The 17,715-nt window shown below is 37.7% G+C and carries 23 protein-coding genes; 10 read left to right on the top strand and 13 right to left on the bottom strand.

The genetic code is table 11. The annotated features are described in order from the left end of the window. The first annotated feature begins 7 nt into the window (after window positions 1-7). Both MKX57_RS03640 and MKX57_RS03635 read left to right on the top strand, forming a co-directional pair. Window positions 8-1,504 (top strand): ABC transporter permease, encoded by a 1,497-nt coding sequence (locus tag MKX57_RS03640; protein WP_342550796.1) that lies wholly within the window; start codon window positions 8-10, stop codon window positions 1,502-1,504. Window positions 1,505-1,516: 12 nt separating this feature from the next. Continuing rightward, window positions 1,517-3,328 (top strand): ABC transporter substrate-binding protein, encoded by a 1,812-nt coding sequence (locus MKX57_RS03635; RefSeq protein ID WP_096363630.1) that lies wholly within the window; start codon window positions 1,517-1,519, stop codon window positions 3,326-3,328. Window positions 3,329-3,445: 117 nt separating this feature from the next. Here the strand turns inward: MKX57_RS03635 and MKX57_RS03630 are convergent, their stop codons facing one another. Beyond that, window positions 3,446-4,027, bottom strand: coding sequence for a phosphatidylglycerophosphatase A (locus MKX57_RS03630; protein WP_008174245.1), 582 nt, complete (start codon window positions 4,025-4,027; stop codon window positions 3,446-3,448). A 113-nt stretch (window positions 4,028-4,140) separates the two neighbouring features. On the opposite strand from MKX57_RS03630, the gene MKX57_RS03625 reads away from it, so the two are divergent. The 3 genes from MKX57_RS03625 to MKX57_RS03615 all read left to right on the top strand — a co-directional run bounded on the left by MKX57_RS03625 (window position 4,141) and on the right by MKX57_RS03615 (window position 5,889). Beyond that, window positions 4,141-4,860, top strand: a complete 720-nt coding sequence (locus MKX57_RS03625) for an alpha/beta hydrolase-fold protein (protein ID WP_096363628.1) — start codon at window positions 4,141-4,143, stop codon at window positions 4,858-4,860. 81 nt (window positions 4,861-4,941) lie between these two features. After that, window positions 4,942-5,457 (top strand): YjcG family protein, encoded by a 516-nt coding sequence (locus tag MKX57_RS03620; RefSeq protein ID WP_008174247.1) that lies wholly within the window; start codon window positions 4,942-4,944, stop codon window positions 5,455-5,457. A gap of 3 nt (window positions 5,458-5,460) precedes the next feature. Further along, window positions 5,461-5,889 (top strand): GNAT family N-acetyltransferase, encoded by a 429-nt coding sequence (locus MKX57_RS03615; RefSeq protein WP_008174248.1) that lies wholly within the window; start codon window positions 5,461-5,463, stop codon window positions 5,887-5,889. A 119-nt stretch (window positions 5,890-6,008) separates the two neighbouring features. Here the strand turns inward: MKX57_RS03615 and MKX57_RS03610 are convergent, their stop codons facing one another. The 6 genes from MKX57_RS03610 to MKX57_RS03585 all read right to left on the bottom strand — a co-directional run bounded on the left by MKX57_RS03610 (window position 6,009) and on the right by MKX57_RS03585 (window position 8,866). Next, a complete protein-coding gene (locus MKX57_RS03610) occupies window positions 6,009-6,257 on the bottom strand; it encodes a stage VI sporulation protein F (protein WP_008174251.1) in 249 nt (82 codons plus the stop codon). 138 nt (window positions 6,258-6,395) lie between these two features. Beyond that, entirely contained in the window at window positions 6,396-6,578 is a 183-nt protein-coding gene (locus MKX57_RS03605; protein WP_012292972.1) for a YjcZ family sporulation protein, read from the bottom strand. 65 nt (window positions 6,579-6,643) lie between these two features. Next, complete coding sequence (gene spoVAE, locus MKX57_RS03600) at window positions 6,644-7,003, bottom strand: stage V sporulation protein AE (protein WP_008174255.1); 360 nt, start codon at window positions 7,001-7,003, stop codon at window positions 6,644-6,646. Between the two features lie 16 nt (window positions 7,004-7,019). Continuing rightward, the gene (locus tag MKX57_RS03595) at window positions 7,020-8,015 is read right to left on the bottom strand and encodes a stage V sporulation protein AD (protein WP_008174258.1); all 996 of its coding nucleotides are present in this window, start codon (window positions 8,013-8,015) and stop codon (window positions 7,020-7,022) included. Further along, the gene (gene spoVAC, locus MKX57_RS03590; RefSeq protein WP_008174259.1) at window positions 8,009-8,464 is read right to left on the bottom strand and encodes a stage V sporulation protein AC; all 456 of its coding nucleotides are present in this window, start codon (window positions 8,462-8,464) and stop codon (window positions 8,009-8,011) included. The genes MKX57_RS03595 and spoVAC overlap by 7 nt, the downstream gene beginning before the upstream one ends. Next, window positions 8,465-8,866, bottom strand: a complete 402-nt coding sequence (locus MKX57_RS03585; protein WP_225316259.1) for a YhcN/YlaJ family sporulation lipoprotein — start codon at window positions 8,864-8,866, stop codon at window positions 8,465-8,467. A gap of 125 nt (window positions 8,867-8,991) precedes the next feature. On the opposite strand from MKX57_RS03585, the gene MKX57_RS03580 reads away from it, so the two are divergent. Continuing rightward, window positions 8,992-9,516, top strand: coding sequence for a CotY/CotZ family spore coat protein (locus tag MKX57_RS03580; protein ID WP_008174263.1), 525 nt, complete (start codon window positions 8,992-8,994; stop codon window positions 9,514-9,516). Window positions 9,517-9,581: 65 nt separating this feature from the next. Here MKX57_RS03580 and MKX57_RS03575 read toward each other — a convergent pair whose 3' ends face one another. From MKX57_RS03575 to MKX57_RS03550, 6 genes are all read right to left on the bottom strand, one after another. Continuing rightward, window positions 9,582-9,986 carry a hypothetical protein gene (locus MKX57_RS03575; RefSeq protein WP_258954813.1) on the bottom strand — a complete coding sequence of 135 codons (405 nt, stop codon included), beginning with the start codon at window positions 9,984-9,986 and terminating at the stop codon, window positions 9,582-9,584. A gap of 53 nt (window positions 9,987-10,039) precedes the next feature. Beyond that, on the bottom strand, window positions 10,040-11,416 hold the full coding sequence (mgtE, locus tag MKX57_RS03570; RefSeq protein ID WP_089986713.1) for a magnesium transporter: 1,377 nt from the start codon (window positions 11,414-11,416) through the stop codon (window positions 10,040-10,042). Between the two features lie 284 nt (window positions 11,417-11,700). Further along, window positions 11,701-12,609 (bottom strand): RluA family pseudouridine synthase, encoded by a 909-nt coding sequence (locus MKX57_RS03565; protein ID WP_303622088.1) that lies wholly within the window; start codon window positions 12,607-12,609, stop codon window positions 11,701-11,703. A gap of 1 nt (window position 12,610) precedes the next feature. Continuing rightward, window positions 12,611-13,405, bottom strand: coding sequence for an NAD kinase (locus MKX57_RS03560; RefSeq protein WP_025116813.1), 795 nt, complete (start codon window positions 13,403-13,405; stop codon window positions 12,611-12,613). After that, window positions 13,402-14,073, bottom strand: a complete 672-nt coding sequence (locus MKX57_RS03555) for a GTP pyrophosphokinase family protein (RefSeq protein ID WP_008181494.1) — start codon at window positions 14,071-14,073, stop codon at window positions 13,402-13,404. Before MKX57_RS03555 ends, MKX57_RS03560 begins: the two co-directional genes overlap by 4 nt. Before the next feature lie 53 nt (window positions 14,074-14,126). Beyond that, entirely contained in the window at window positions 14,127-14,510 is a 384-nt protein-coding gene (locus MKX57_RS03550) for a hypothetical protein (protein ID WP_036123426.1), read from the bottom strand. Window positions 14,511-14,637: 127 nt separating this feature from the next. On the opposite strand from MKX57_RS03550, the gene MKX57_RS03545 reads away from it, so the two are divergent. The 4 genes from MKX57_RS03545 (at window position 14,638) to MKX57_RS03530 (ending at window position 17,447) form a co-directional block, all read left to right on the top strand. After that, window positions 14,638-15,225: a CYTH domain-containing protein gene (locus tag MKX57_RS03545; protein WP_008181498.1), complete on the top strand. Its 588-nt coding sequence runs from the start codon at window positions 14,638-14,640 to the stop codon at window positions 15,223-15,225. A gap of 28 nt (window positions 15,226-15,253) precedes the next feature. After that, a complete protein-coding gene (locus MKX57_RS03540; RefSeq protein WP_253734931.1) occupies window positions 15,254-16,021 on the top strand; it encodes a lytic transglycosylase domain-containing protein in 768 nt (255 codons plus the stop codon). A 216-nt stretch (window positions 16,022-16,237) separates the two neighbouring features. Then, window positions 16,238-16,645 carry a hypothetical protein gene (locus tag MKX57_RS03535; RefSeq protein WP_008181502.1) on the top strand — a complete coding sequence of 136 codons (408 nt, stop codon included), beginning with the start codon at window positions 16,238-16,240 and terminating at the stop codon, window positions 16,643-16,645. Next, window positions 16,638-17,447, top strand: a complete 810-nt coding sequence (locus MKX57_RS03530) for a DsbA family protein (RefSeq protein ID WP_008181503.1) — start codon at window positions 16,638-16,640, stop codon at window positions 17,445-17,447. Before MKX57_RS03535 ends, MKX57_RS03530 begins: the two co-directional genes overlap by 8 nt. Window positions 17,448-17,715: the final 268 nt, after the last annotated feature.

Here is a 17,715-nt window from a genome sequence, read left to right as displayed (position 1 = left end):
ATCACCTGTGAAAAACATCTTACATGTCAAACTACTTTTGAAGATTACACAGGAATATGTCAATTCTCATTTTACCTTTGTCTTTTCCTTACTGTTTTCTTTATTGTTTCTAGCCTATAGCTATAATTTTTCAACCCATAGCTGGCGACCAATTGTTATACTATTCTTTGTTATTTATGCCATTACTGCGATCTATGTGGCTTTTGTAAATTTACGAATAAAAAGAGATTTAGCAAAGTTTGGGGAGATTCAAAGAGGTACTCGTATTTTCGGCTATCCTCTACTATTAACCGTTCTTTCTGGCAATATTTTTTCTACATCATTTGCGTTTATGCTTGTGTCCACTAGAAAGACTGCCGAATATACGTTTGCTGCCTATGCCTTTATTACGCAATTATTCATCATTGGTATTGCAGCATTAAATTTATTTAAGCCTTATGTAACAGATACCTTTTTACTGGCGATGAGTGTTTTCTTCATACTTGCGCTTATTTATATCGTGATGACCATTTTATGCGTTAAGTTTGTCACACCAACAGCGGCTCCAAGATGGATGCTTATCCCTGGTATTTTATTACTATTGGCTACTTTCACTGGTAATCTATTTGCTACATTACTAGGTTATAGCCTTATTCAAAAGGCTAGAAAGGCAAACCCTTCTTCTATTGAAAAGTGGCAAAAAATATGGGAAAAGATTTTACGAAATACGATGGCTGTATTCGGATTATTTTTCATTATTTTTATGTTTTCATTGTCCGTCACAAGTACTTGGACTTTTGACTATGACTTTGCTACAGAAAATAACTACGGTGCCCTGCTGCAAACACCATCATTAGAATATCCTCTAGGCACAGATAATTACGGGCGAGATTTATTTTCCCGTATTGTATTTGGGGCACGCATTTCATTAATCGTCGGATTTTTCTCAACGATTATTCCTGCGTTAGTCGGAGGCGCGTTAGGGGCATTTTCCGGCTATTACGGAAAAACAACTGACAATGTCATCATGCGAAGCCTAGATATTTTATATGCTATTCCGGGCATTCTGTTAGCCATTGCTATTATTGCTGCATTCGGTGCTAATACGATCAATCTCATTATTGCACTTAGTGTTGGGGCAATTCCAACCTATGCACGTACAATGCGGGCGAATGTCATGCAGCTAGCAAATTTTGAATTTGTGGAATCCGCCCGAGCTTTGGGGGCATCTGATGCGGCCATTATTTTCAAGCACATTGTTCCTAATTCATTAGCACCTATGATTGTTAAAGCAACACTTACGATTGGTGGAGCTGTTATTTCAACAAGTAGTTTAAGTTTTTTAGGGCTTGGTATTGAGCCACACATTCCCGAATGGGGCAATATTTTAAAGGTTGGTAGTACGTACCTGGAAACTCATTCATATGTTGCGATTTTCCCAGGTCTTTGTATTATGCTTCTTGTCCTCTCCTTTAACTTCTTAGGAGATGGTTTACGAGATGCTTTAGATCCAAAAACAAATTAATTGGAGGTACCTATGAAGAAATTACTTGTATTATTATTCGTCGCAGTATTAGCTTTAGCTGGCTGTGTACAGACGAAAACTGACGTAGAAGGAAGTAAAGATTCAAAAGATAGTGACAAGAGCAATGGCAAAGTAGCCATTGAAGTATTAGGCATGGCAGCTTCTGAAGAAGATATGAATATTGTTCGAGACCAATTAGTAAAAAACGGCTTTGATGTAAAGCTTAATATTCAACCAGATTACGGTTCATTCTCGGCCCAAAAAGAAGCGGGCAACTACGATCTTGCCCTTTCAAGCTGGACGACAGTAACAGGAAACCCGGACTATGCTGTTCGTGGATTATTTAAAACGGGTGGAGATTACAGTGTTGTTGCAGATTCAAAATTAGATGCCCTAATCGATGAGGCGAGTACATTAACTGGTGAAGAAGCAGCGGCTAAATATAAAGATTTAGAGCAATTACTAGTATTCGATCAAGCTTATATTGCGCCTTTATATATTTCCAATAAGTATCAAGGGATCTACTCGGAGTTAGTAAATCCTAAAACTGTACATTTACCAAAATCTCGTGCGCAAGTATGGGAAAAAATCGAATTTAATGATTCTGCTAAAAATGCAACTGAACCATTAATTTTACACCAAACAATTAATTCTCTTACTTCGCTAGATCCGATTAAAGGAAATGATGGTTCCATCAACACATTAAATACAAATATGTATGTTCGTCTTGTTAATTTAACAAACACGGATGACGTTGTTTCAGATGGTTCATTATCTTATAACCATGTAATGGCAGAAGGCAATCAAGACTATTACTTTATTTTACGCGATGATATTCATTTCGCCGCAGTGAAAGATGGCGCAGCTGTTGATACAGGTGATCTAGTATCTGCTGAAGATGTGGTCTTCTCATTAAACCGTGCTAAAGATGCTAATTCAGTACCAGATCACCGTACTTATAGTATCCATGAAAATATTGAAACAGTAGAGATTGTTTCAGATTTAGCTGAATTACAAAATAAAAAAGTATCTGGCTCTGATCAAACAGTTCTGGAAGCATTATCACAAAACCTCCCTGCATCTGTAGCGCAATTAGCAAAAGACAAAGGGTCTGTTAACAATGCTTCTGGTTCATACCAAGTTGTTAAAATTACAACACCAACACCATTCCCGCAAGTGTTAAACTATTTAGCACACCAATCTGGTGGTATTGTATCTGAAAAACAAGTAACAAGTATTAATACGTATGATGTAGCTAACTATGACCCTGACAAAGATATTGCCTATGGTGATCAAGCTACAATCACTGAAGGATCAGCAACTTTCAACAATCAACTTTATGCAAGTGGTCCTTATATTTTAGTAAAGAAAAATGATTATGAAGCACAATTTGTGAAAAATCCTGCCTACCGTGTTGGTAGTGAGTATGAACCAAAAATTTCGAAAATCAATGTTCGTTTCATCTCTGATGTTGACAGTGCTTTATCAGCATTACGTAATGGAGAAATTCACGTTCTTCAAACAGTTCCAGAAACAAAACTGGATATTGTGAAATCTGACGATAAATTAACTTTAAATACTGCCGATAGCAATGCTGTTTCTTACTTACAAATGAATACATCTGGTCGCGCAGTTTCAGATTCAGCTGACTTACGTAAAGCGATTTTGTACTCCATCAACCAAGACGAGTTCATTAGCTATTACCAAGGCAATAAGAAACCTGCTGTATCAACTGTATCTCCTTTAGTTGACACTGGGTTAAAACTTGAAGCCGATAGCGAAAAAGTAAAAGAATTTTTAAAAGCCTATAACGATAAAAAGTAATAAAGGGATTTTTTAAAAGAATAAAATGACAAAAGCCATTGAGAGTAAAAATTCTCGATGGCTTTGTCTATCCTTCCCCATATTTGAGAAAGTTATTTTTTATAGTAGAAACTCATTTTATATTTCATTATGTGATTTTGGCTTTGGTCCTAGCTCTTCTGGCTCGATATCCGCAAATGTCTCGCCCTCTTCCTCTAAATCACGCATACGGTGAGCAATTCGTGATGCTGCAGAAGCCGCGATACTGCCAACTAAATCATCTAAAAACGTGTTAACATGATGCCCAGGCTCAGTATCTAATTTTTTAATAATGCCAATTTTTTGCTTGTCTAAATGACCAAATGTGGTTACTGCAATGCTGCCATATGTAAAAACAGATCCTAGTGCGATTGTTTCGTCCACACCAAATAAACCTTCATCAGATTCTATAATTTGCTGTAATGGTGATGATAATAATTTTTTCTCAGCTAGCTCATCTAATTCAATTCCTACTAAAAGTGCATGTTGCACTTCTCGTTTACGCAGTACACGCTCAACCGAATGAACACAATGATCCAGTGTTAAACCTTCATTATAGGTTTTTTGCATTTCGTAAACAATTTTTGCGATATCCTCGATCGCCACACCTCTACGAATTAACGCGGCATGTGCTGCCTTCGCTACTTCATCAGAGTGCACACGAATACTTTTATTATGCATAAGCTACCCCTCATTTCGATTTTATTGCTAGTATAGTGCTAGCCCAACCTATTATACCTTTACTTTCGTAATATGGTACAATTTTGTTACAAACATAAGAAGGAGTGTCATCATTGGATAAGGGAACAGTACAGGATTTAGCATTCTATAGTGAGGCATTACAGGAAGAATTACAGCTCTATATTTATGTTCCTGCAAATTATTCTCCACTATATAAATACAACATTCTAATCGCATCAGATGGTAAAGATTATTTCCAGCTTGGTGGTATTACAAAGCTAGCTGATGAACTGATTGATGACTATGAAATCGAAAATTTAATTATTGCTTTTGTTCCATACAAAGATATTAACGATCGACGTCATAAATATATTCCTAGTGGTGAGCAGCATGAAGCTTATCTCCGCTTTTTAGCACATGAGCTAGTACCTTATTTAGATAACGAGTTTTCCACGTATCAAATGGGTATGAGTCGTGGAGTAATTGGAGATTCGATGGCTGCTACAGCTTCCTTAATGGCCGCATTAAAGTATCCCAGTATTTTTGGCAAGGTCATTCTTCAATCACCATACGTGGATGATGACGTTTTGAAGGCAGTCGAAAATTTCAAAGATCCAGCAGCCATTTCTATATACCATATAGTTGGTAAGGGTGAAGACCAAGTAGTGACTATGGATAAATCTGTGAAGGATTTTTTAACACCTAATCGTCAGCTCCATGATCTTATGATCCATAAAGGGTTCTCTATATTTTATGACGAGTTTGATGGCAATCATACATGGAAATATTGGAAACCAGACCTTCGACGTGCATTAATTGAAAATTTTAATTAATGTGAGTGATTAAATTACGAAAATTGGATTTTCTGATATACTTAAATAGAAAAATTGTTTATTTACGGGAGGTAATGGACTATGAAGTACGGTATTGTGGCATTTCCATCAAAAAAATTGCAAGATTTAGCGAACACTTATCGCAAACGATATGATCCTCATTTTGCGAAGATTACACCGCATATGACGTTAAAAGACAGCTTTGATGCGTCTGAAGAAGAAATTCAAACCATCGTTAAGCAATTGGATGAGCTTGCTGCTAAATATGCGCCTTTAAACATTCATGCATCACGCATCAGTTCGTTTTTCCCTACAACCAATGCCATTTATTTCCGCATTGAACCAACTGAACAATTAGCTGCTTTCCAACATGAAATCCAAGAAAATATTTCTTATGGGGAAACGAAACATGTATTTGTACCTCATATTACAATCGCTCAAAAAATGTCGGATTCTGAGCATGACGACATCTTTGGTCAATTACGTATGACTGGTGTAGATGAAAAAGATACAATTGATCGCATTCATCTTCTATATCAATTAGAAGACGGTTCATGGACAACATACGAAACATTCCGTTTGTCTGGAGCTGAGTGATGATTGTATAACGTTAAGATTGTTGAAACAAAGCAAGAACATGATGATGCGTTTACTGTACGAAAAAAAGTTTTTGTTGAAGAGCAAGGCGTTCCACTCCATTTGGAATGTGATGCTGAAGATGCAACTGCAACGCATTTTATTATGTATGAGGACGATGAGCCTGTAGGAGCAGCGCGTTTACGTAGTATTGAAAACAATACAGCAAAAATTGAACGTGTTTGTATTTTACAATCTCAACGTGGTAAAAAATTAGGGGCTTTACTAATGAAGGAAATGGAGAAATACGCCATTTCTATCCCAAAAGAAACATTGAAGCTTCACGCGCAAAGCCATGCAATTCCATTTTACGAAAAGCTTGGCTATGCGGTAACTTCTCCAGAATTTCTGGATGCTGGTATTCCGCATCGAGCAATGGAGAAAAAAATTTAATGAAAGGGTGTTACGATATTGTTCAATGTCGTAACACCCTTTTTTAAACCAAAATCCGCTTGCCACCATTTATCTACTCTATCGTAACAAGCTGCTTTGCCAAGTAGATATGCCATGCGCTACTTCATCATTCTAGTGATTTTATCGAAATCTAGTGATGCTCCATCTTGAATAATAGATTGTACTAATTTATCTTCTAACTCTTGTGTAATCGTTCTGTTAGATATCTTAGCAACACGTCGTACGATTTTTCTTACTTGTTTTTCACTTGTAAAATCCGCATGTTGAATGGCATTGGCTAATGCGAAGATTTCATCCATCGAAACACCTGTTTTTTGCTCAATTGAATTAAATAACGAGCGATGCATGTTTTCCCTCCTATCATTAAAACTCAATTTGACCTTGCGACTTGCCCGAAGCATTCACAAATGGTGGAGGCCTTAACTTTATTTAGGTATGTGAACCCTCTAAATAAGAGTTAAAGCCTTTACAATATGTTCATCAAATTAGATGTAAGTAGCGCCAACAATAATTAAAAGAATAAATAGAACAACAATTAGAACAAATGTTGAACCATAGCCAGAGTTGTTGCCTCCACAATAACTATAGTTATTGCCTCCGCAATAGCTATTGTTCCACCCACCAACATTATTTCCATACGGTTGTGAGGACCAGCCTTGATATCCCATAAAAGCACCCCTCCCTTCTACAACCTATAATATGTTTGGGTTGTAGAAATGGGAGGGGTATTCGTCTAGTCGATATTTCCTTTAGGCTTAAAAATTAATGCACCAATAAAAGCAAAAACAATAGCAGCACTGATACCTGAGCTTGTTACTTTAAACATTCCTGTTAAGACGCCAACCAGTCCATGCTTTTCTGCCTCAGCCATTGCCCCGTGTGTTAGAGAATTACCAAAAGAGGTAATGGGTACGGTAGCTCCTGCGCCAGCAAAATTAATTAATGGCTCATATAACCCCATACCATCCAATATAGCACCGAGGACAACGAGTGTACTTAATGTATGGGCCGGTGTTAAATTACCGACATCCATTAATAATTGGCCGATGACGCAAATAATGCCTCCAACAATAAATGCAAATACAAATGTCATTACCATAATTTATGCCTCATTTCATTGTAATTTCGATGGCATGTGCCGTACATGGAATCGTCTCACCTTGTTGAAACGATAATGGAGACAATAATGCCCCAGTTGCCACTAGTAATACACGCTTATAGCTACCCGCTCGCATCTGCTGAAGAACGTAACTAAAAAAAACAGCTGCTGAACAGCCTGCACCACTTGCCCCTGATTGAAAGGATTCATCTTGCCCATAAAACTCAGCACCTGCATCGCGTAAAAGAGTTAGTTCCTCATTTTTCACACCATTTTCAACAAGCATTCCCTTCAAAAGCTTTAACCCAAGCTGACCTAAATCGCCCGTCAAAATTAAATCGTAATGATAAATTTTTTGATTTCGTTGTTGTAAATGAGATTGAATCGTTTGAAAGGCCGCAGGTGCCATTGCAGCACCCATATGGAAAGGATCATCCATGCCGTAATCCACAGATTTTCCAATTGTGGCAGCTTCGATGGAAGGATACTCTTCACGGTGTTTACCGATTAGCGCATAGCCAGCCGCTGTTACAGTCCATTGAGCAGTTTGTGGCTTTTGTGCACCGTAATTGATAGGATAACGAAATTGACGTTCTATCGCATTATGCTGACTTGACGCACCGGCTAATGAATAATTAGCAGCACCTAATTCTGTTAAAAGACAAGCAATAATGACGGAAGAAACAGAGGTGGCACACGCAGAAAATAGTCCAATAAATGGTATTTCTAAATCCCTTGCTGCAAAATTGGTCGGTGTCATTTGATTGACCAAATCTCCACCCATTAAATAATCAATATCTCCACCTTGTACGTTCATTTTCTTCATAGCCGCATCACATGCTTCTTCAATCATTTTACGATGCCCCTGTTCATTGGTTTTCATTTGCCAACGTTCATCATCATACACAGCATCAAAATACTGACTAAAAATACTTCGGTTCTCTAATGGGCCTGCTACAACTCCACCTGCTAATAGGGATGGTTTCGATTGAAAAACGATTACCATGAAACCACTCCTATCATCACGAAGATATATTTAATAAGTGCTACGAAAAACGCTGCTACTACACCAAATAAAACCACTGACCCTGCTAGCTTAAATAAATTACCGCCAACTCCTAATACTAAGCCCTCTGATCTATGCTCGATGGCTGCGGAAATAACGGCATTACCAAATCCAGTTACTGGCACTGATGAACCTGCCCCAGCAAATTGACCCATTCTTTTATATAGACCAAGCCCCGTTAGCAACATAGCAAAAAATACCATTGTAGCTACGGTTGGATTACCGGCTGTCGCTTCTGTAAAATTGAAGAATATAATATAAAAAAGGGACACAGCTTGGCCAATTGTACAAATAAGACCGCCGACAAAAAACGCCTTTGCTATATTCTTTATATATGGAGGCTTTGGTGTCACATTTTGCTCCAACTGCTGATATTGCTCTTTTTCCATTTATGTCTTCTCCTTTGCTAGCTCTTTAAGTTCTTTAATTTTATCGCTCAATTTATTATCTTCAATCTGATCCTTTTTTATTTTATTGGCTTCATAAAAAATTTTATAATCAGCTGAGACAAAAACATCTTTATTTGGATATTTCTCATCAAATTTTTTCTGCAACTTTTTCTCTAACTTAGTCTTTTTCCACTTTTCCCATGGTTTAATTTGTACTGCAACAAGCATACTATCGTCATAATGGATAACGGTTGATCGTTCCACATAGTCCTCTTCTTTTATAAGGGCTTCGACTTCACTTCCATTTTGGGATGGACCGTAGACGATAAATTTTTCTTTTTCAGCACAACCATTTAACAGCAAAACGACTAAGAGAGGTAACGTCATTCCAAGTAGCCTCAAGTTTTACCCTCCTTTTCTTTAAAGTTTCTCCACACATAAAAAAACTATTCATAGATACAATAGCCCGAGTCCAAATTTGAAAAGCACATATTGTAGAAGTAGTAACAAGGAAAGGAGGTGACAATATGGGTTGTGGTAAGCCAACAAATCCTATTGGACCAATCCATTCAGCAGGCTGCGTTTGTGACGTAGTGCGCGCTATTTTAGATATTCAAAATCAAGCGGTGCGAGATGAGTGTTCTCCATGTACAGCAAACTGTTTCTTAGAACCACTAGGCGGGATTGTTAGTCCTGCTCGCTCTCAAGCAGATACACGTGTATTTATGTTAATTACAAAAGATGGTACTCCTTTCAAAGCATTCTTTAATTCCCCAACTGCAGATCCTTGTATTTGTACATCCGTATTCTTCCGCGTTGAAGATATGTTTGATGAGTGTTGTGCGACTTTACGTGTTTTAGAACCTCTATGTACATTCGATTCTAGTGAAAGTACAGTAGATTTATTAAGTCGTGACGGCTGTTGCGTAAATATGAAGAAGATCTGTAAAGTGGATGATTGGAACTCAACAGATAGCTGTATTACTGTAGACTTATCTTGCTTCTGCGCTGTACAATGTATCGCTGATGTTGACTTAGGGATTTGTGACTAATTTCTTTCACCTTTGACACACACACATAAAAAAAAGTGTACAGCATCCTCTGCTGTACACTTTTTTTATAATGATGGTAATTGTCTTCCTCGCCAAAGGACTTGTTTTATATCTTCAAAATAAATGATTTCCTGTGTTTTTAATTCTAGTGAGGTAAGCATTAAAGAATCATTTTGTACATCTGAAGCAGAACCAGTTAATTTTCTACCATCTTTTAAACAAACTAGAAGCGGCTGATAGGCTCGCTGACGAAATGGCTTTTCTAAAAATTGAAGTTGTTTTAGTAAATGCGGATCCACTTCCACATCTTTTACAACTTCTTCTTCTTCTTCGTCAACCGTTTCATCTACATAAGTATTGTCCTTGACGTATACAGATGTACTTTCATCTAAATCAAGTTCATGCAACACCTTAGAAATATTTAAAAAATACGATGGTGATTTTATAAACAAGCGTGGTTCTTGACCCACAATACTCACTTCCCCTTTTTCCATACAATATGCGAAAGTAAGTAAATTGGTTCTTAGCCTATTTGACTTAAGAAAACTGTTGCTAAACCTAAATAAATTAAAATACTTGTAATATCATTTAAAGTTGTAATAAACGGGCCAGAGGCAACAGCTGGGTCAATTTTCAAACGGTGCATTAACAAAGGTATAAATGAACCAGCTAATGTCGCAACTAAAATCGAGCCACAAAGTGCAGCACCTACTAACATCCCAAGTACTAGTTCTTGTTTCCAAAAATAAACGATACCAATGACAATTAAGCCGCAAACAATTCCTGACATTAAGCCTGTGCCCGCTTCTCGTAGCAGTAATTTTAATTTACTATGTTCTTCTACATCACCTGTAGCAATACCTCGAATAGCTACGGCCAAAGCTTGTGTTCCACTATTCCCCGATGTTCCTGAAATCAACGGAATAAAGACTGCCAATAAGGCCACCTTATCTAAAGTATCCTCAAATTGCCCCATTAAATTGGCTGTTAGCATACCTAAAAACAGGAGTACCACCAACCATGGCAAACGTTTTCTGGCAGCTTGGAGTGGTGTGACATCAAATTTATCCATATCGGAAATACCGGCTAACTTAGAGTAATCCTCAGATGCCTCTTCATCAATAACGTCGATAATATCATCGACGGTAATAATCCCAAGTAATTCACCTTTATCATCAATAACAGGTGTCGCTAAGAAATTATAATCTTTCATTATATGTGCAACTTCCTCTTGGTCATCTCCTACATGTACCATAACGACACGTTCATTCATAATTGAACGAATAAGTGTATCCTCTTCGGCAATAATTAAATCTCTTAATGAAATAACACCCGTCAAACGGTGCTTTTCATCTACTACGAAAATATAATAAATGGTCTCAGCATCCGGTGCCTCTTTACGTAAAATGGCCATTGCTGAACGCACTGTAGAGTTTTCTGGAATAGCGACATATTCAGTTGTCATAATGGACCCAGCTGTATATTCATCATAGCTTAGTAGCTCATTAATTTCTTCAGCCGTTTCCTCATCCATCATTTCCAGATAACTTTCACGTTGTTCCATATCCAGTTCATTTAAAACATCGGCTGCATCATCTGCATACATATGAGAAAGCATTTCTGCCCCATAAGATGGATCCATTTCAGCTAGATATGCTTTATACTCATCATCTTCAATCTCGATTGCCTCAAAAATATCAGCCATTTCTGTTGGAGACAAGAACGAATAGATGATCTTCCTTATATCAGGTTCCACCTTTTCGTAAAACGTTGCCTGATCATATGGATGAAGTTCTAAAAACTCATCACGGAATGCGTCAATATTATGTGCTTCGAGCATGCCTCGTAAATGTGCTTCGTCAAATTGCACATCATCCTTTTCATTTCTATCCTCTATCATGCTTGTCCCCTCCTTCCGAGCTATCCATCATTATTACGGGCAATGCCGTAAATCTACCTTCTATATAATAGAGCGAATTATACCCTTCTGCAAACCCTTTTTGTTTATTTCCACGAGGATTTACATGCCCTTCAATATAATGGTATTCCTTCCTAAAAAAACGTGACGTTTTCACTATACCCTATATTTGTACTTGTCAAATGAACAAGGTGTAAAGAACACTTTATTTACTATCAAAAATGATAAGGAGATGCCCGTCGTGCGAACATCTCCTTATCATAATATTAAGCGGAAGATCCTTTAAGCAAATTTTGCATATCTTCATTAAGCATACTTGTGAACTGCAAATGTTCACTTGTTAAGGGATGTGTCATATTTAAGGACACACAATGTAGTGCCTGACGGTCCATATGAAGTCGACTTCCTCCATAAAGTTCATCACCAACAAGTGGATGACCTAAAGACGACATATGTACACGAATTTGATGTGTACGTCCTGTATGCAATTTAAGAGCTACATGTGTCATCGGTTCATCCCCTAAATAAAAACGTTGGATGACGGTTACATCTGTATGAGCATATTGCCCATCCTCACGTACTTCTCGCTCAATAATGCTCGTTGCTTTACGCCCAATAGGTGCCACGATTGATTGGCTATCCTGGTCAACATGTCCGTGGACAATTGCCTCATATTGCCTTGAAATCTCCCCATTACGCTGAGCCAAGCCTGTTAAATGATGAATATGTGCATGCTTGGCAATACAGAGTAAACCTGAAGTATCTCGGTCAAGTCTCGTTACAATATGAGCAGTGGACGCTAATCCTTGCTGCTCAAAGTAGCCACAAACTAGATTGGCAACACTATTGGTTGGGTGTTCACGTGAGGGAATCGTACTTTGGTGAGCTGGTTTATTTAACACCAAGATTGTATCATCTTCATATACAATAGCCAAATCGCCATGCTCGATCATGAGCCCCTCACTCTTTTCCTCAGGAGGAAATGTCACTTCCACACAATCATCAACTTGAAGAGCATATCTCACATTACGTTCGATCCCATTCACCGTTAATAATCCCCCATCGAACTTTATAGCTGTTAATGCTCGCTTAGATATACGCCATTCTTGTAGAGCTTCTCGTAATAATTGGCCTTCTTTCTTAGCCATAAAGCGCAATGTAAATCTTGTATCCATCTTACTCATTTGCAACGAAAGATTCATGCACACGTTCCCAAAATGGGAATGGACGGAAACGTGCGAAACGTACCCTTTCATTAGCCACGTTAAATACAATTGCCTTTACATCACCCTGTGTAATTTGTAAATGGTCCACAGTCATATTAAAGTTTTGTTCATTTACTGGACGTAAAACACAATGATGGTGGGCGGGTAAAATTAATGGAGAACCAACTGTCCTAAATACACGATTATTAATCGATGCAATTTCTGTAATTTGAAGTGCTGCTAAAGTTGGATGGATGATTGCTCCTCCAAGCGCTTTATTGTAGGCTGTACTTCCAGAAGGAGTTGACACACAAAGACCATCTCCTCTGAAACGCTCGAATTGATTGCCATTTAACTCAACGTCCATTACCAGTGTGACATCTGGCGATTTAACTGTTGCCTCGTTTAAAGCTAGATACGTATTTGATTCTGCATTATGATGCTCCACCTTCACTTCTAACAGCGGATATTCCACCACATTAAAATCCTTTTTAGCAATGGACAAAACTAATTTTTCTAATTCTGAAGGCTTCCAGTCTGCATAAAAACCTAGGTGTCCTGTATGGATGCCGACAAATGCCACTTGATCTAATAAATGAGAATATCGATGAAAGGCATGTAAAAGCGTTCCATCTCCACCTATAGAGACAACAATTTCTGGTGCTTCCTCATCATACGTTAAGCCAAAATCCTGTAAGTAGGTTTTAGCTAGCTCCATTAGCTCATTGGATTGTGCATCTCGACGTGATTGAATCGCAAATTTCATTGTGAGTCACGCTCCTTCTCCGATAGTAAATTAGGATTCGATGCTTCCTTGTATTCGCTGAAATACGCCTGTGCTTCTTGAATTTCACTACGAATAGATGACATTTCCTCATCTAAGCGAAATGCCGCCTCAGCCGCACTTTGCAAGCGATTTTTTATTTCCTCTGGGAACATGCCCTTATATTTATAATTTAAAGAGTGCTCAATAGATGCCCAAAAATTCATAGCGAGTGTTCGTATTTGGATTTCGGCTAACACTACCTTTTTCCCCTGAATCGTTTCAACAGGGTATTCAACAATCATATGGTAGGAGCGATAACCACTTGGCTTATTATGTGTAATATAATCGCGTTCTTCCACTACACGCATATCTTTTCGTTGACGAATAAGCTCCGTTACTGTAGCAATATCATCAACAAATTGACACATAATTCGAAGACCGGCAATATCACCGAGTTCATCACCAAGTTGTTTAGATGGCTCAAAAGCTAACCCTTTTTCCAATGTTTTATCATATATACTTGCTAAGGGCTTTACACGACCTGTTACAAATTCGATAGGTGAATTGGCATTAACAATACCGAATTGCGAACGCATGCCCTTTAATTTTACTTTTAGTTCATCTACTGCTTGTTTATAAGGACTTAAAAATATTTCCCATTGTCCCATCACAAAAACCTCCCGACATTCGGTATCGAACACCGTCTGTTCGTTTTGTCTTTCTATTCAGCGAGAATTGCCTTGAAGTGTTGTTCCACTGTTTGGACAAATTCTGCCCCGTAATTGTAATTTCCTTCAATATTATACACGAGCATTTCCAATTCATCGTAGAAATTTGTAAGCTCGATTGCTTCTTCACTTATTCGTAGTATTGGATCTTTCTTTTTTTGTAAAATATGTACAAGATTCTCCCAACTACTCGGTGGAAAACGCAAGTAATGATAGTCTTCGCCTGCATCCAGTAGATAAATAAATGCAAAATCATCTGAATCTGCAATAAGTTGTCCAGCAGGTTTTAACTGTAAATTTACTTCATTGTCGTTTAAACTAAAATGAAGTTGATCTTGTTCAAAATTCGATGTTTCTATTGTATAAATTTTACGCACGTGCGGTTCCCCTTTTCGTTGTACTCTTCCTCTTATTTTAGCACAGAGGGTAAATAGTTGCAGTGTGTAAATGTTAAATCAAGCGAAACAGCGAATGAAAAATAAAAAAATAAATAGGTGAATATAAATGACACAAGAAATTGAAATCGAGTTTAAAAATCTCCTAACTAAACATCAATACGAGCAACTATTACAAGATTTCCACATTCGTAATAATGCTATTCATCGTCAAACAAATCATTATTTCGACACACCTACTCATGCGATTCGCAAGCTACAAAGTGGACTGCGCATTAGGCAAATCGGTGAATATTATGAATGTACACTGAAAGAAAAAAATGCTGAGCATGCTCACCTTGAAACTACGGACCCATTAACAGCAGATCAAGCTCAGAAAATGCTGGAGGGCGAAGGCTTTTTTGCTCAAGAGGTTGCCAAAAAACTTGCCCTTCATGGCATTCCCTTAGACCAATTACGGGTGTTTGGCTCACTTACTACAGATCGTGTCGAAATTCCATATAAAGAGGGGCTTCTTGTTTTTGACCATTCTTACTATTTGCAGTGCGACGATTATGAGGTAGAATATGAAGCAAAAGATGCCATAAAAGGAAAAGCAATCTTCGACGAATTTTTACAACAATATGGTATTCCAAAGCAGGAAACTGATAAGAAAATCGCCCGCTTTATGAAGGCTTTACAGCAGCAAAATTTATAATAGTATAAAAAGAAAGGTGACTAACTTCTTGGATATTCAATCACTAAGATCTTTAATGGAGATTCAAGCATTACAAACACTTGGATCGACAGATGGTTCATCCACAAACGCTTTGACAGACAATCAATCTATTTTCTCTGACATGATGAATGAATTATTAGGGGATGCTTCAACTGCCAGCAATGCCAAGCTTTCTAGCTTACTAGGTTTAGGCACAGCAAACGCTGATATCTTCAATCAGTTAGCTAATACTTCAGAAGGCACGCTTGAATCATTGTTATACAAAGGTTCTAATGCTGTGTACATTCCTGAATCCGTTAAGCAGGCATTAACAAGCTCTTATGAGCATACAAAACTTGATTCCTATGTTTCAGATAATGTGATTGGCTCAACTGCCTATGCAAACTCCTTGGCAGGAGCAGATCAATATGCTGCTATTATCGAAAAGGCCTCAGCAACCTATGGTGTACCTGAGAAGCTTATTGCAGCCGTTATAAAACAAGAATCTAATTTTAATCCATCTGTAGTTAGTCATGCAGGAGCCCAAGGCTTGATGCAATTAATGCCTCAAACAGCACAGTATCTAGGAGTTACCAATGCTTTTGATCCAGAACAAAATATTATGGCTGGGGCAAAATATTTGCGCCAAATGCTAGATAAGTTTAATAATGATCCTACACTAGCATTAGCAGCCTATAATGCTGGCGCTTCTCGTGTCACAAAATATGGAGGCATCCCTCCTTTCAAAGAAACACAGAATTATGTCAAAAAAGTAATGAATTACTTCACCGTGTAATCGCATTATTCTTACTATCTATCTATTTTCCAACAAATTTCACCCTCTGTGGTGAAATTTGTGCTTTTATAGCGAACAACAATTCGAAAGAGCTCTTTATTTGTGAAAACGAAAAGACGTTGATAGAATGAAGGTAGTCACAAGAAATTCACATTTTAATGACGGAGTATGTAAATGGTACTTTACGATATAAAGAATTAAAGGAGCATATAACTTATGAGTCGAAAATACACTGTTCCTTATGAGGAGCTGGGGGCTGAAAAACTGGCAGAGCTTATTCATGCATTCTATAAAAGAGTTGCTCAGCATCCTGATCTTATTCCAATCTTTCCAGAGGATTTAACAGAGACAGCCCGTAAGCAAATTCAATTTCAAACACAGTATTTAGGTGGACCAAATCTCTTTACTGAAGAACATGGACATCCAATGATGCGTGCACGTCATATGAATTTTCCGATTACACCAGATCGCGCACAAGCTTGGCTGGAATGTATGTCAGAAGCTATGGATGAAGTAGGTTTGGAAGGGAAGTTCCGTGAAACTTATTATCAACGTTTAGTATTAACAGCTCATCACATGGTTAATACGCCTAATGACGATGAGGGGGAATTGTTACGTGAATAATATTCAAATGCTACAAGAACCAACGCCAACGATTTCTACTGCCAATAAGCCTATTGAATTGTATATTTTCGTAGATCCACTTTGTCCTGAAGCTTTTAGTATGCAAGCTGTACTTCGTAAATTACAGCTTGAATACAACCATTACTTCACTTGGCGTTTTGTTCTAAGCACTGAGCTTACTTCTTTAAACTGCTTAAGCAAGCGTGTAAAGGGTTGTATATCAGGCATAGAGCTAGATATTAATCATCCTGTATTACCTTCTATCGCTATTAAAGCGGCCGAATTACAGGGCAAACGCGCAGGTGCACGATATTTATCGAAATTACAAGAATATGTATTACTAAGCCATCAAGATGTAAACTCCTATGCTACTCTTTTAAAGATCGCAGAGGATATTCAACTAGATATGAATGAATTTACCGTTGACTTCGGCTCAAAGGAAGCAGCACGAGCTTTCCAATGTGATTTATACATTAAACGTGAAATGGAAGTTGACGAAGTCCCAAGTATCGTATTTTTCAATGAATGTATAGAAGATGAGGGACTAAAGGTTAGTGGTAGCTATGCCTATGAAGTTTATGAACATATTTTAGAAGAAATGCTCAATGAGCAGCTTGTACGTCAGCCTTTACCATCAATAGAGGACTTATTTTCAAAATTCCATACACTTTCTACAAATGAAATAGCATTTATCTATTCATTAACAGAACAAGCAGCCGAACGTGAACTAAAGAAACGTATGCTGCAACAAAAGATTGAACGAATCCAGACAACTCACGCTACATTATGGCGTCTTAAATAATACACGTTAAGGACTTAGCTAATGATCATTAGTTGAGTCCTTATTTTATTACATAAAAACAAAGAAACGCCTCTATCCTCGACCGATAGAGACGCTTCTTTTTCACAAAGGGGATGGGAGAAATGTTCACGTTCAAACAAAGGGGTGTATGTTTGTTTTGTGATTTATTTCACAAGAATTACTCTATCATGGAATAATATAATTAGCAATGAATCCAATACTAGATTCACAAATTTGTCAAATAGAAAGCGATTTCAAACAGTATTTT

This window comes from Lysinibacillus sp. FSL M8-0216 (assembly GCF_038595555.1).
Classification (GTDB): domain Bacteria; phylum Bacillota; class Bacilli; order Bacillales_A; family Planococcaceae; genus Lysinibacillus; species Lysinibacillus fusiformis.
The sequence above is the reverse complement of the archived record's forward strand: the minus strand, read 5'-3'. Positions and strand labels throughout refer to the sequence as shown.